General features: G+C 67.6%; 12 protein-coding genes and 1 pseudogene. 10 read left to right on the plus strand and 3 right to left on the minus strand.

Features of this window, described 5'->3' with window-relative positions:
- The first annotated feature begins 91 nt into the window (after positions 1–91).
- The 4 genes from ACFVHY_RS08195 to ACFVHY_RS08210 all read left to right on the plus strand — a co-directional run bounded on the left by ACFVHY_RS08195 (position 92) and on the right by ACFVHY_RS08210 (position 2880).
- Positions 92–724 (plus strand): YceD family protein, encoded by a 633-nt coding sequence (locus tag ACFVHY_RS08195; RefSeq protein ID WP_390271480.1) that lies wholly within the window; start codon positions 92–94, stop codon positions 722–724.
- Entirely contained in the window at positions 717–1442 is a 726-nt protein-coding gene (rnc, locus tag ACFVHY_RS08200) for a ribonuclease III (RefSeq protein WP_065628999.1), read from the plus strand. Before ACFVHY_RS08195 ends, rnc begins: the two co-directional genes overlap by 8 nt.
- A gap of 33 nt (positions 1443–1475) precedes the next feature.
- Positions 1476–2360 (plus strand): bifunctional DNA-formamidopyrimidine glycosylase/DNA-(apurinic or apyrimidinic site) lyase, encoded by an 885-nt coding sequence (gene mutM, locus ACFVHY_RS08205; RefSeq protein WP_390270672.1) that lies wholly within the window; start codon positions 1476–1478, stop codon positions 2358–2360.
- A gap of 211 nt (positions 2361–2571) precedes the next feature.
- Positions 2572–2880, plus strand: coding sequence for a hypothetical protein (locus tag ACFVHY_RS08210; protein WP_390270674.1), 309 nt, complete (start codon positions 2572–2574; stop codon positions 2878–2880).
- An 801-nt stretch (positions 2881–3681) separates the two neighbouring features.
- On the opposite strand, the gene ACFVHY_RS08215 is transcribed toward ACFVHY_RS08210, so the two are convergent.
- Together ACFVHY_RS08215 and ACFVHY_RS08220 are read right to left on the minus strand one after the other, a co-directional pair.
- Complete coding sequence (locus tag ACFVHY_RS08215) at positions 3682–4143, minus strand: PaaI family thioesterase (RefSeq protein WP_390270677.1); 462 nt, start codon at positions 4141–4143, stop codon at positions 3682–3684.
- 283 nt (positions 4144–4426) lie between these two features.
- Positions 4427–5035: an alpha/beta fold hydrolase gene (locus ACFVHY_RS08220; protein ID WP_390270680.1), complete on the minus strand. Its 609-nt coding sequence runs from the start codon at positions 5033–5035 to the stop codon at positions 4427–4429.
- 633 nt (positions 5036–5668) lie between these two features.
- Here ACFVHY_RS08220 and ACFVHY_RS08225 point away from each other — a divergent pair.
- A pseudogene (locus tag ACFVHY_RS08225) lies at positions 5669–5827 on the plus strand (zinc finger domain-containing protein); the annotation flags it as partial.
- A gap of 37 nt (positions 5828–5864) precedes the next feature.
- Here ACFVHY_RS08225 and ACFVHY_RS08230 read toward each other — a convergent pair.
- A complete protein-coding gene (locus tag ACFVHY_RS08230; protein WP_390270682.1) occupies positions 5865–6743 on the minus strand; it encodes a hypothetical protein in 879 nt (292 codons plus the stop codon).
- 134 nt (positions 6744–6877) lie between these two features.
- On the opposite strand from ACFVHY_RS08230, the gene ACFVHY_RS08235 reads away from it, so the two are divergent.
- The 5 genes from ACFVHY_RS08235 (at position 6878) to ACFVHY_RS08255 (ending at position 14432) form a co-directional block, all read left to right on the plus strand.
- Positions 6878–7336 (plus strand): OsmC family protein, encoded by a 459-nt coding sequence (locus ACFVHY_RS08235; RefSeq protein WP_390270684.1) that lies wholly within the window; start codon positions 6878–6880, stop codon positions 7334–7336.
- Positions 7337–7340: 4 nt separating this feature from the next.
- On the plus strand, positions 7341–7631 hold the full coding sequence (locus ACFVHY_RS08240; RefSeq protein ID WP_390270687.1) for an acylphosphatase: 291 nt from the start codon (positions 7341–7343) through the stop codon (positions 7629–7631).
- 43 nt (positions 7632–7674) lie between these two features.
- Positions 7675–11283, plus strand: coding sequence for a chromosome segregation protein SMC (smc, locus tag ACFVHY_RS08245; protein WP_390270689.1), 3609 nt, complete (start codon positions 7675–7677; stop codon positions 11281–11283).
- Positions 11280–12851, plus strand: coding sequence for a signal recognition particle-docking protein FtsY (gene ftsY / locus ACFVHY_RS08250; RefSeq protein ID WP_390270692.1), 1572 nt, complete (start codon positions 11280–11282; stop codon positions 12849–12851). The genes smc and ftsY overlap by 4 nt, the downstream gene beginning before the upstream one ends.
- Before the next feature lie 231 nt (positions 12852–13082).
- Positions 13083–14432, plus strand: coding sequence for an ammonium transporter (locus ACFVHY_RS08255; protein WP_175401040.1), 1350 nt, complete (start codon positions 13083–13085; stop codon positions 14430–14432).
- Positions 14433–14456 lie beyond the last annotated feature (24 nt).

The raw sequence follows: 14456 nt of genomic DNA on the forward strand, positions 1-14456 counted from the left end.
CGCACGTCGACCCGGCTGTCCACACGCCGCCGGCGTCGGTCGATCATTCCCGAGTGCGAGCGTATGGTGGGCGTTTGTGGCTGATCATGCTGTGACATCAGAGCCGTCGCACGGTCCCGGTTCTACTCCCAGGCGCGAGCCCTTCGTGCTGGATGTGCGTTCGATGGGACGCCGCCCGGGCACGATGTCCGAGGTGCACCGTACTGTCCGGACCCCCGACCGGCTGGGCGTCGAGATGGTCGGGATCCCAGCGGATTCCGATGTCGACCTCGACCTTCGTCTGGAGGCGGTGTCCGAGGGAATCCTGGTGACCGGGACGGTGTGCGGTGAAACCGTCGGTCAGTGCTCGCGCTGCCTCGAGCCGATCGACGGCACGGTGACGGTCTTCCTCACTGAGTTGTTCGCCTACCCGGACAGCGCGACCGAGCAGACCACCGACGCCGACGACATCCATCGCATCGCCGACGACCGAATCGACCTCGAACAGTCGATCATCGACGCCGTGGCACTCGAACTGCCGATGTCGCCCCTCTGCTCGTCGGACTGCGAGGGTCTGTGCCAGACCTGCGGGGTGCGTCTGGCCATCGCCGAACCGGGTCACTCCCACGAGGTCATCGACCCGCGCTGGGCCGGACTCGCCGACAAGTTCGCCGACCTCGGGAAGGACGATTCGCCGACGGACGGTGCCGCAACCGACCCCGACCGGGAACGACATCGTGACTGAGGCCGTGCGTGCCGACGGTCCGCGTGCGGCCCTGCTCGACGCGCTGGACACCGACATTCCCGACGACCTGCTGACGCTGGCACTGACCCATCGTTCCTACGCCTATGAACACGGCGGTCTGCCGACCAACGAGCGCCTGGAGTTCCTCGGGGACTCGGTGCTCGGTGTCGTCATCACCCAGCGTCTCTACCTGCGTTATCCCGATCGCCCCGAGGGCGAACTGGCGAAGATCCGGGCCAGCGTCGTCAACATGCACGCGCTCGCCGACGTCGCGCGTGGTCTCGGGGACGAGGGCGGTCTGGGCAAGTACCTGTTCCTCGGCCGCGGCGAGGAGATGACCGGCGGACGCGACAAGGACTCGATCCTGGCCGATGGTCTGGAGTCGCTGTTCGGCGCGGTCTTCCTCAGTCACGGACTCGAGACCTCGCAGCGCGTCATCCTGCGTCTGTTCGACGAGCGTCTCGAACGTGCCGGCAACCTCGGCGCGGGGCTGGACTGGAAGACGTCGCTGCAGGAGTTGAGTTCGGAGCGCGGGTTCGGTCCGCCGCAGTATCAGATCAGCGCGACCGGTCCCGACCACAACAAGGAGTTCACCGCGACCGCGCTGGTCGCCGGCGAGAGCCTCGGCGAGGGTGTCGGCCGGACCAAGAAGGAAGCGGAGCAGCAGGCCGCCGCACACGCCTGGAAAGTGCTGACCGAGCGCGCGTCAGCGTCGTGAACCCTTCTCCCGACCGGCTTTTCGCGATCCGACATGCCTGAACTCCCCGAGGTCGAGACCGTCCGCATCGGTCTCGAGGCCCATCTCGTCGGTCGGGTGGTGGCCTCGACCGAGGTCCTTCATCCGCGCGCGGTCCGTCGTCACGCCGGCGGTGAGCCGGATCTGATCGGTCGGCTCGCCGGCAAGCAGGTGATCGGCGTCCGGCGCCGCGGCAAGTACCTGTGGATCGATGTCGCCGACTCCGCCGACCGGGCGGCGCTCGTGGTCCACCTCGGGATGAGTGGCCAGATGCTCATCGCCCGGACCGGAACCCCCGACCACACGCACTTGCGGATCCGCGCGGTCCTCGACGACGAGAACGAACTCCGCTTCGTCGATCAGCGGACCTTCGGTGGCTGGCATCTCGACGACTACACACCCGATGTGTACGCGCTCGAGAACGACCCGTCGCCGGCCGACATCCCGGTCTCGGTGGCGCACATCGCAACCGATCCGTTCGACCCGGCCTTCGATCCCGTCCGCGTGGTGGATCGCATGCGCGCCAAACACTCCGAGATCAAACGGGTCCTCCTGGACCAGACGGTGATCTCCGGCGTCGGCAACATCTACGCCGACGAAGCGCTGTGGCGCGCACGTCTGCACGGCTCGCGGATCGCCGAGACGATCAGTCGCAAGAAACTGCGCGAACTCATCGATGCCGTCACCGAGGTGATGGCGGATGCGCTGACGGTCGGCGGTACCTCGTTCGACGCGCTGTACGTGAACGTCAACGGACAGTCCGGCTATTTCGAGCGGTCCCTGAACGCCTACGGGCGGGCGGGGGAGCCGTGTCGCCGGTGCGGCGCGATCATGCGCCGCGAGCAGTTCATGAACCGTGGCTCGTTCTCGTGCCCGCGGTGCCAGCGCCGACCACGGTGATCTGTACGCTCAAACAACCGTTCGATTCAAACGGCCCGCTCACACGGACACTCTGGCGTTGCCTTGCAGCGTGCGAACTGAGATCTGCTGAACATCTGGGAACGATTCGCGCCGAGGTCTCAGGTCCCAACTGGACGTGTCACGACCGCTTATGTAAGCCATGCGCTTCACGGCCCTCGCTCACCGGCTCGGCGGTGTCTATCCTCAGGCCGTGATCGAACGCGTACTCATCACCGCAGAGACCACCACGATCAACTACGCCGCCCGATTCGGCTACCCTGGCCGGACCCTCGCCGGCTATCTCGACCAGCTCGGCGGATGGGACGGCTACATCGACGACCCGTTCGGCACACGGCCGTGGATCTCCCTGCGCGCCTTCGACGGAGCCGATCCGAGCTTGTTCCTTAAACTCATGTTCTCCGTCCCCCAGATCCCCGGCGATGACTTCCCACCCGTCTACGGCGACGCGATGATCCTCTCGGAGTACGAGCTACCGCCAGGGGTTGTGGTGCCTCGGTAGCTACGCCGGTGGCGTAGCTACCGAGGCCGGGCTGGCAGCGCGTCTAATCGTTGAGGACTGTGGTCACCCAGGGATCTCGCTGCGTTGCTGACCTCTGTCGAGGGCTGTCATATGCTCTCGGACAGCGGCCTCAGCAGCGGCTGCGTCGGTCTCCGAAACGAGCAGCCAGCTCAGTTCGAGTGCATGCCGCGATCGATCGGGTGCGCGGTCCGGGTTCTCGGCCCCCCACTGCGCCATCGAAGTGTCGGCCGCTACCGCCCTCGACGTCGTGATGGTGGGAAGTTCTATCGGTCGGTCCAATCGCCGACGTCAGAGCGGCCGCCAGACGGTCGGCCACCGGGGGCCGTCGTGTACAGGTCGACTGGTGTCGGCCTCGCAGTCAGCGACCGCCGGACAGCGCGGCAGGGATCACTTGCTCGACTCGATCAAAGGATCACAGGCCCGCATTGCTGGCTGAAGCCGAACCGACCCGATCCACGTCCGTCTTACCTCCCTGACTCTTGGCGCCTGCGTCTGAGCATGACGTCGCCCGCAAGGCGACTAGCGCCGGCAGACCAAAGCGCGGCCGAACCCGCCGCATCGCCGAGCCCGTCGCTGCTTATCCCGCTCTCCTAATGGCGTTCCGTCGACGGCGCAGGTTCGCTGACCCGTCACGTTTGGCGTCATGGCTCCGGTTGCAGTCGAACTGACACTGGACGGATTGTGGATCGCTGCCTCGATCACAGTCGATCAGCGGCCTTGCTTGCGATAGGCCGACAACGAGCGCGGCTTACCGGCCACGCGTGGTGGGCGCCTTATAGTCTAGCGAGTCGTTGCTCTCCTCGGACTGACATGCAGCGTCTGAGTGCAGCGCGCCACGATATCGCCGGATTCGCAGTAGATTTCAGCGGTGTGCTCGGTCGTTGAATGCCCTTGGGTTTTCGCCGTCGCGGCAATCGCCGCAGCCACGTCTGCGGAAAGCCGCATTTCACAGGACATCACGCGTCTGCCCGGGCGGATAAACTCGATCTCGGCACGCGTGTTCGCAGCAAAATACGCCTCTCCGAGTTGTCCCAGCGCCATCAAAGCGAAGAACGGATCAGTCATGGAGAACAACGAGCCGCCGAAAGCTTTACCATTCATGTTCCCGTTCCATCGTCGGACGTGCATGCGGACCCGAACGAAGGTCCAATCGTCGGAGATGGTGTCGATATGAATTCCGGAGAACGAGAACGGCGGCCAGATATTCATCAATGTTCGCGCATGCCGCGCCGATGTGATCACATATCTCCCGGGGATCGTTGTCAGAACTGCGGTGCAAAGTACCTCGCTACCGGGGGAGTCGCTTGCCCGGGTCGTAGATCGGACAATGGGCGACTGCGCGGATCGTTGTTGCCGCGTCGTCGGGGGTGACCGCAGTTATATCGATGACGCAGTTTTGGATGATCGGGCGTTGAAAGACCTCGCGAGTTGTCATTCGGTCACCGAGCACGCGGGCGCAGGCGGCGAGCGGGAACTGTGCGATGAAGTTCAAGCCGAGGCGGAATTCCTTGTAGAAGAATCGTTTTCACCCCCCGCTGGGGTTGATCGCAGCGAGGGATCGCGCGCGGCCCCGGCGTTCGAGTTCGAACCCGATCTCCCCGCCCAGTGAGGTCCCGGCTATATGACAGGTTTCCCAACCGAGTTTGTCGAGTTCGCGTTCGATGCCTTCAGTGATGCCGCGTACCCCGACATCGCGGAGGCGCAGTCGTGGTCCGCCCCAGTGTCCTGGCATGGTCATAGCGATGACGTCGTAGTCGCGCGAGAGGTTGTCGACAACTCGGTGCCATGAATGATGGGACAGGGTGTATCCGTGGAGCAGCAGTTCAGGCTCACCTGATCCAGCCCGGTTCATTGGCGTCACAACGCCCCCTTCGTTGACACCGTGAACACTACCGCCGTCGGGGCCGGCCCCGCCCTGGGCGCGTGACGGGTTGCGGGTATGGGCAGGTATGCGGGTGTGCAGCTCGTGGGGTAGCAGTCCGGCCGGCAGCAGGATCTGGGCTTTCGGGCCGGTGATGGTGAGCACGGCGATCCCGCGACGCACTCGCACGGCGGCGATCCGGTGCCAGGGGACGACAACGCGGTTCAGGTCGGATTCGATGATCAGCCCGTAATCGTTACTGCGGGTGGCCATGTGCTGACTACATGCACGTAGGACCGCCTAATCGACCAGTAGCTCAATGCCGTCATCACGATGAGATCTGCGGGTACCAGCGCCACCGCCGCCACGATCATCAACGCCGTGACGACGACCACCGCCACCACACCCCCCGGGTTGACATTCGCAGCCGCACTGCTTCGGCGGTGTAGCGGTGCACATCCCCAGGACGAAACACCGCCCGGTAGGTCGCCGCAGACGATTGTGGCTGTCCTGCACTGTCGTTGGTTGACATCGCTGATCGCTCTCTCGAGCGGTATGTGCTGTCTGGCGTCGATGAGCGCCCGTCATCAACCACGGTTTGCGCGAGGCATCACGCCGAGTCGCCGCCAGCGGCCGGACCACTATACTGTGACCGCCCGGGGCCGTCGGCAAATTGAGTACCAGATGCGCGTAGTTTACTGCCCGCCAGGGGATCTCGGTGTCGACGCGCAATCTGCTCGAAAGAGTAACAACCTCGTCGATACTCGTCGCTGCGATTCGACACCTACACGTTGATCGGAGGTCCGTCGTTTGCAGTCGCGGCGAGCTGGAGCTATGCGCAGGCGTAGAGAGGGCACCTCTGCAATCGTCATGGCGGCAACTATCAACATGAATGTCAAATACTGCGGTTTGTCCGGCTACTTCGAGCGGTCCCTGAACGCCTACGGACGGGCGGGGGAGCCGTGTCGCCGGTGCGGCGCGATCATGCGCCGCGAGCAGTTCATGAACCGTGGCTCGTTCTCGTGTCCGCGATGCCAGCGGCCGCCGAAGGCGAACCCGGGCTGACCGTCCCGGTATTCGCGGCGATGCTGCAATTGGAGTATCAGGCCTGCTGCTCGAGGCGGTAGTGCAGGCGAAGAGCGCGGAATCGTCCGACCCTCAACTCATGATCGGTGCGGAGTACGCCTTCCTCGTCGACATACACCCGGAAGGACTCCCGCAGCGGCGGCTGCGCCGAATACCACTGGTCGCCGAACCGCACCGACACGTAAGCGCCGTCCGCCCCGAATCGCCGAGATCGCGACGTCAGTGTGAGCGCCCCGTCGGCCTCGGCTCGCGGTGCGAGGAAGACGTGGATGTTGCCGAGTTCGAGGGGAAACGCTACGGCGACGTGCGGCTGCCGTTGCCCTGGAAGCAAAGCCGATCGATAGAACCCGCTGTACACCGGGGAATCGTCCAGGCGGAGCCGTCGCAGCCACGCCGCGCCCACTGTGCGTCCTGACTGGTCGGTGACGATCCGGATCTCGCTGGACATGCCACGGCTGACCGACAGCGGTTCGGTCGGTAGAGCGAGCTGTTCGACGCGCCGCCCGAACAGCGCTGCGACAGCCACTCCACCGGGGGCGAACAGGGGGTTCCACTGCGACCACACCTCCATCCGCCACGATCCGGTCTGTTCGTAGAAGTCGCGCACAGTGGGGTGCAGTGCTGCTGCCCGGAAGTCTGGCCCGTCGAGCACTGCCATGTCTTCGAACAGGCCGGCGGTCGGCGACGGCGGCGCGACCGCACCCTGCTCCTCGTACTGGCGCAGCCAGGCGTCGCCGACCTCGTGCCGGCCGTTGTGCGGCGCGCCCAGGAACGCGAACTCAGGCGTCGACATGTCGACCCGCCGGCCGACCGCTCGCCACCACCGACGGCTCAACGGATCCAGCACGTGCATCGTCGGTCGGTGAGTCCTCGTGACTGCGGTTCTGCGACGCATGCGGAAGACCTTAGCCACCAGGCCGACTCACCTCGGCAGACATGCGCTGGGAACAATCGATGTGCCGGGGCTCCTACTATTGGTCGCGATGCCGGCGGCGCCGGCCGACAACATCTCGAGAGGACCCGCCTTCGATGACCACCGAAGCAACTGCCCCCGCGTCCGGGGTTCCCGCCGACCAGGCCCACACCGACCTGTGGGTCGAGCGAACCGGCACGCGCAGGTACACCGGTCGCAGTTCGCGCGGCGCGGAGGTGCTGATCGGCTCGCAGGACGTCGAGGGCGTCTTCACCCCGGGTGAGCTGCTCAAGATCGCGCTGGCCGCCTGCACCGGCATGTCGTCGGACCGGCCGCTGGCGCGACGCCTCGGTGACGACTACGACGCGACCATCCGGGTCAGCGGTGACGCCGACCGCGAGAACGAGGTGTACCCGCGCATCGAGGAGATCCTCGAGATCGACCTGTCCGAACTCGAACCCGACGCCGCGGCCCGGTTGCTCGTCGTCGTCGAACGCGCCATCGACGCGGTGTGCACGGTCGGGCGCACGGTGAAGGCCGGCGCCGAGGTGAATCTGCGGATCGAGACGGAGTGACCGCATGAGCGAGGACGGCACCGACCACGCCCGGCTCACCGCGCATGTCCACGGGCACGTGCAAGGTGTGGGCTTCCGCTGGTGGACCCGAACGCGTGCGCTCGAACTCGGGCTCGTCGGCTATGCGTCGAACCAGGCCGACGGCCGGGTGCTGGTCGTCGCCGAGGGGCCGCGGGACAAGGTCGTCGCCCTGCTCGACGCGCTCCGGTCCGGAACCACGCCCGGACAAGTGGACCTGGTGGTCGAGCGTGTCGATGAACCGCGCGGGGACCTCGACGGCTTCGTCGAACGGTGAGGAGAACCGAAACACGTCGCGATGGTGAGTAGTCTGTACCGTCGTGCACCTCAAAAGCCTGACCCTGAAGGGCTTCAAGTCGTTCGCCTCGGCGACGACCCTGCGCTTCGAGCCGGGTATCACGTGCGTCGTCGGCCCCAACGGCTCCGGTAAGTCGAACGTCGTCGACGCCCTGACCTGGGTGATGGGCGAGCAGGGAGCCAAAGCGCTGCGCGGGGGGAAGATGCAGGACGTCATCTTCGCCGGCACCTCGGGCCGTCCGCCGCTGGGTCGCGCCGAGGTCACCCTCACCATCGACAACGCCGACGGTGCGCTGCCGATCGAGTACTCCGAGGTGTCCATCACGCGCCGGATGTTCCGCGACGGCGCCGGTGAGTACGAGATCAACGGCAGCTCGTGCCGATTGATGGACGTGCAGGAGCTGCTGTCGGACTCCGGTATCGGTCGCGAGATGCACGTGATCGTCGGCCAGGGACGGTTGTCGGCGATCCTCGAGTCCCGGCCCGAGGACCGCCGCGCGTTCATCGAGGAGGCGGCCGGAGTCCTCAAACACCGCAAGCGCAAGGAAAAAGCGGTCCGCAAGCTCGACGCGATGCAGGCCAACCTGGCGCGTCTGAACGATCTGACGGCCGAACTCCGTCGTCAGCTCAAACCACTGGGACGCCAGGCCGAGGTCGCCCGCCGGGCCCAGACCGTCCAGGCCGATCTCCGCGACGCCCGGTTGCGCCTGGCCGCCGACGACCTCGTCACCCGCCGCGCCGAGATGGCCGAACACGCCGCCGTCGAGGACGAGGTCCGGCGTCGGCAGGACGAGGTGGCCGCCGAACTCGACCGTGCGAACGCGGAAGTGACCGAACACGAACAGCATCTCGCCGAGATCACGCCCGCCGCGGCCGCGGCCAACCGCGCCTGGTTCCGGTTGTCGGCGCTCGCCGAGCGCGTCGACGCGACCCGCCGGGTGGCCGCCGAACGCAGCCGGTACCTCAGCGAGCCGTCGAGCGAGGCGTCCGGGCCCGACCCGGAGGAGCTCGACGAGCAGGCCCTCGAGGCCGCCGAACTCGAAGCCGAGCTGACCGAGGGTGTCGAGATCGCCGCCGAACAGCTCGAGAGCGCCCGCGAGGTGCTCGGCGAACGCGAGTCGATCGCGGAGGCCGCGGAGGCGGCTCACCTCGCGGCTGTCCGGGCCATCGCCGACCGTCGCGAGGGTCTGGCGCGCCTCGAAGGGCAGGTGGACAACCTGCGGACGCGCTCGGAGTCGGTCGACGCCGAGGCGCAGCGCCTCACCGCGGCCATCTCGGCCGCCACTGAACGCGCCGAAGTCGCAGTCACGCAACAGGATTCGGCGGCAAGCGAGCTGGCGCAGTTGGAAGCCGCCGAACAGGCGCTCGACGAACACCACGAACGATGCGTGGCCGCGCTGAACCTGTCCAACGAGCGCGTGGCCACCTTGCAGGCCGCACACCGCGACGCCGAGCACGCCATCGCCTCCTTGTCGGCCCGGGTGGACGCACTCGCCATGGGACTCGAGCGCGGCGACGGCGGCGCGTGGCTCCTGGAGAACGCGCCCGACGGCCTGCTCGGACCGATGTCGGAGCTGGTCACGGTCGAAGCGGGTTTCGAGACGGCCATCGCCGGGGCGCTCGGACCCGCCGTGGACGGCATCGTCACGGTCGACGGATTCGCCGCGGTGCGGGCGCTGGCGGCCCTGAAGTCGGGCGACGGGGGACGGGCCGCATTGATCTGCGGCGGACTCACCGGGCCGGACCGATCGAGCGACGTCGCGCTGCCCGACGGGGCGAGGTGGGCGGCCTCGGTGGTCGACACCCGCCCGGAGATCCGCGGTGCGATCGACACCGTTCTGGCCGACACCGTCATCGTCGACGATCCCGCGCAGGGGCTCGAACTCGTCCGCCGTCTCGGGGTGCGCGCGGTGACGCCCGCCGGCGACCGCATCTCGGCGGCGTCGGTCGAGGGCGGTTCGTCGCGCCGCCCCTCCACGCTGGAGGTCCAGTCGGCGATCGATGCCGCGACCGCCGAACTCGCCTCGACCCGCCGGCGCGTCGAGGAACTCGAGGCGGCGCTCGCCGGTGCGCTCACCGAGCAGCACGATCGGCGGGAGGCGGCCGAGGAGGCGCTCGCCGCGCTGCACGAGTCCGACGCCGGCGTCGGCGCCGCGTATGAGCAGATGGCCCGGCTGGGCCAGGAGATCAGAGCCTCGCGTGCCGAGGCCGACAAGCTGACCCGACAGCGGAATCTGCTCGAGAAGGGCCGCGAGGAGACCCTCGAGAACCTGCAGGAACTCACCGAGCGATTGCGTCTCGCCCGCGATGAGTCCGAGGTGGGAACCGAGATGTCCGCCGATGACACCGACCGCGCGAACGCCGCGACCGCCGTCGGCGTGGCACGCAGTGCCGAGATGGAGGCGCGCCTGACCTTGCGGACAGCCGAAGAACGCCTGGCGTCGGTCCGGGGCAAGGCGGACTCGCTGCGGCGGGCCGCCCAGCGCGAGCGCGAAGCACGCGAGCGGGCCCGTCGGCAGGACGAGATCCGACGCCAGGCCGCCGGCGTGGCGGCAGCCGTCGAACGCGCCGGTGCACAGGTCAGTGAGCGTCTCGCCGCGGCGGTGGCCTCGGCGCAGGCCGGGCGCGACGAACTCGAGGAGATCCGGACCGCCCGCACCGCGACCCTCGACGCGCTCCGGGTCCGGGCGGGCGAACTGACGACCACGCTCAATTCGCTGCGCGACACCGTTCACCGCGACGAGGTGGCGCGGGCCCAGGTCGCGTTGCGGATCGAACAGCTCGAGGAGCAGGTCCTCGAGACCTTCGCGATGGCGCCCGACGATCTGATCGCCGAGTACGGTCCCGACGTGCCGATGCCCCCCTCGGCGCTGGAGATGGCCGAGTACGAGCAGGCCCGGGAACGCGGCGAGCAGGTCGTCGCACCGGCCCCGATGCCCTACAACCGGGCGACGCAGGAGGCCCGCGCCAAGAAGGCGCAGAAGGATCTCAACACGCTCGGCAAGGTGAACCCGCTCGCGCTCGAGGAGTTCGCCGCTCTCGAAGAGCGGTACAACTTCCTGTCGTCGCAGCTCGAGGACGTCAAGGCGGCCCGCAAGGACCTCCTCGACGTCGTAGAAGAGGTCGACGCCCGGATTCTGCAGGTGTTCACCGAGGCGTACGCCGACGTGGAACGCGAGTTCGGCCAGGTCTTCCAGACCCTGTTCCCCGGCGGGGAGGGCCGGCTCGTCCTGACCGAACCCGGCGACATGCTCACGACGGGCATCGAGGTCGAGGCGCGTCCGCCCGGTAAGAAGGTCAAGAGGCTCTCGCTGCTGTCGGGCGGAGAGAAGTCGCTGACCGCGGTCGCCATGCTGGTGGCGATCTTCCGCGCCCGCCCGTCGCCGTTCTACGTCATGGACGAGGTCGAGGCCGCGCTCGACGACACCAACCTGCGGCGACTGATCACGTTGTTCGCCCAGCTGCGGGAGAAGTCCCAGCTCATCGTCATCACCCACCAGAAGCCCACGATGGAGGTCGCGGATGCGCTCTACGGAGTCAGCATGCGCGGCGACGGCATCACGACGGTCATCTCGCAACGCATGCGCGGAGTGAACATGCCCGTCGGTCAACAGGAGGACACCAGCCAGTGAACACCGGAATCATCATCGGCATCGTCGTCGCGGTGCTCGTCGTGATCGCGCTGATCGTGCTCGGGCTGGTGCTCTCGCGCCGCCGGCGCATCTCGCTGACCGACGAGCGGCAACCGGAGATCGTCGACGGGACGACCCGCCAGGTCGACCGGTCCGGGGGCTACCAGGCCGGATCGGGGTTCAGCTTCAGTCGCGGGGAGGCCGCGGGTGACACCGCCCTCGCGGAACCGCCCCGACGGAGGCCGGAACCCTCGGCTCCGGAGTCCGCGACGCCGGCACCCGAGGTGGTCCGGCCGCCCGGAGAGCGCACCGATGTCGACGGTCAGCCGGGCGTCGGTGACGACTCCGCGGTGCCGCGGGATTCGATCCGGCGCGGCGTCACCGAGGTGTCGCTGCCCGAGCCGGACACCACCGAACCCGAGGCCGCAGAACCCGCGACCGCCCGCCCCGAAACCGTCGAGCCGGAAACCGTCGAGCCCGAGACGGCGAAGCCCGACGTCGCCGAGCCCGCGTCCGCCACAGCCGCAACCGCGCAACCCGAGGTCGCCGAACCCGAACCGGCCACCGCCGAGCCGGCAACTACCGAGCCCGGGACCCGGGTACCCGACGATGTCGCGGAGGCGACCACCGCGCCGCCGCTGGACGAGATCGCACCGACGGCGGGCCGGATCGGTCGTCTGCGCGGCCGGCTGTCCCGGTCACAGGGCGCGATCGGCAAGGGCGTGCTGGGCCTGCTCGGCGCCGGCGATCTCGACGAGGACAGCTGGGAGGAGATCGAGGACACGCTGGTGATGGCCGATCTCGGTGCGTCCACGACGGCCACCGTCGTCGAGACGCTGCGCACCGAGCTCGCGGCCAACCCGGTCCGCACCGCGGGCGAGGCCCGGGCGTTGCTCAAGCGGGTCCTGGTCGAGCAACTCGACCCAACGCTCGACCGGTCGATCCGGGCGCTGCCACACGCGGGCCGTCCCGCGGTCGTCCTCGTCGTCGGCGTCAACGGCACCGGCAAGACCACCACGACCGGCAAGCTGGCACGCGTCCTGGTCGCCGACGGGCGTCGTGTCCTGCTCGGCGCGGCGGACACGTTCCGCGCGGCTGCCGCCGACCAACTGCAGACGTGGGGCGAGCGGGTCGGCGCCGAGATCGTGCGCGGCAAGGAACAGGCAGATCCCGCCGCCGTCGCATTCGACGCCGTCGACCGGGGCATCGAGAGCGGCGTCGACGTGGTCATGATCGACACCGCCGGCCGGCTGCACACCAAGACCGGCCTGATGGACGAATTGGGCAAGGTCAAGCGCGTCGTGGAGAAGAAGGCGCCGGTCGACGAGGTACTGCTGGTGCTCGATGCGACCGTCGGACAGAACGGACTGATGCAGGCCCGGGTGTTCGCCGAGGTCGTCAACATCACCGGCGTGGTGCTGACCAAGCTGGACGGCACCGCCAAGGGCGGCATCGTGTTCCACGTACAGAAGGAACTCGGCGTGCCGGTCAAGCTCGTCGGATTGGGGGAGGGCGCGGACGACCTCGCGCCCTTCGAACCGGACGCATTCGTCGACGCCCTGCTCTGACGCTGGCGGACGCTGCCGTGAAGTCGGGATCTGTGATCGAAAATGTCGGGTCTGACATCGGCCGCGGAGTCTGAGAGACAGCTCAGAGCCGAACTGGGATGTTACGTGGGCGAAATACAAACCGCCCAGGGGGTTACGCGCCCGAAACGTCAGGGCACCACGGCCGAAACCGACTGCCGACAATCTCTTTGGAGGCGCCGAGCCGTCGGCGCATCCTGAGGAGGTTTCGTAGTGGAGTTGGCTCAGTTGCCAAACGAATCGTTTGGCCCGATCGACACGGGTAACACGGCATTCATGCTCGTGTCGGCCGCGCTCGTGTTGCTGATGACCCCAGGCCTCGCGTTCTTCTACGGGGGGTTGGCGCGAGGCAAGTCCGTCCTGAACATGATGATGATGTCCTTCGGAGCACTGGCGTCGATCAGCGTCGTGTACGTGCTGTGGGGCTTCTCGATGTCGTTCAGCGACGGGATCACCGGCAGCAGCGACATCGGCGGGATCTTCGCGAACCCGTTCGCGCTCTTCGGGTCCGACCAGCTGATGAGCACCATCGGCGAGGGCGACACCGAGATGTACGTCACCGGCGGCCTGACCATCCCGGCGATCGTCTTCATGGGATTCCAGCTGACCTTCGCGGTCATCACCGTCGCCCTCATCAGCGGTGCGCTCGCCGAACGCGTGAAGTTCTCCACCTGGATGGTCTTCACCGTCCTGTGGGCGACGATCGTGTACTTCCCGCTGTCCCACATGGTCTGGGGCGGGCTCGTCGGTGGCGGCGGCCTCCTCGGCGGCGGTGAGGACGGTCTGGCGGCCAAGATGTTCGGCACCACCGACGGCGAGGCCAACGTCGCGCCGATCGACTTCGCCGGCGGCACGGTCGTGCACATCAACGCCGGTATCGCGGCGCTGGTCCTGGTCCTCATCATCGGCAAGCGCGTCGGCTTCGGCCGCACCGCCTACCGTCCGCACAACATCCCGTTCGTGATGCTGGGCGCAGCACTCCTCTGGTTCGGCTGGTTCGGGTTCAACGTCGGCTCCGAGCTGGGCGCCGATCTGCTCGCCGGGCAGGTGTGGGTCAACACCACCGCTGCCACCGCCGCGGCGATCCTCGGCTGGCTCGCGGTGGAACTCATCCGCGACAAGCACGCCACCAGTGTCGGCGCCGCCTCGGGTGTGGTCGCCGGTCTGGTCGCCATCACCCCCGCGTGTGGTTCGCTGACCCCGGTCGGCTCGCTCATCCTCGGTGTCATCGCGGGTGCTCTCGCCGCCGTCGCGATCGGGTTGAAGAACAAGTTCGGCTACGACGACTCGCTCGACGTCGTCGGTGTCCACCTCGTCGCCGGCCTCTGGGGCACGGTGGCCATCGGCCTGATCGGCGAGGACGTGGGCCTCTTCTGGGGCGGCGATTACAAGCAGCTGGTGGTCCAGGTCGTGATCGCCTTGTTCGCGCTCGTGTTCACCGGTGTTCTCACCGCGATCATCGCCCTGGTGCTCAAGCCGCTGGGTTGGCGCGTCAGCGACGAGGACGAGAAGAGCGGCATCGACGAGGCGGAACACGCCGAGACGGCCTATGAGCTGGCATGACGCTCGAAGCCATTCGCTACTACG

The sequence above is a fragment of the Gordonia sp. NPDC127522 genome (assembly GCF_042672305.1).
In the GTDB taxonomy this organism is placed as follows: Bacteria; Actinomycetota; Actinomycetes; order Mycobacteriales; family Mycobacteriaceae; genus Gordonia; species Gordonia hongkongensis.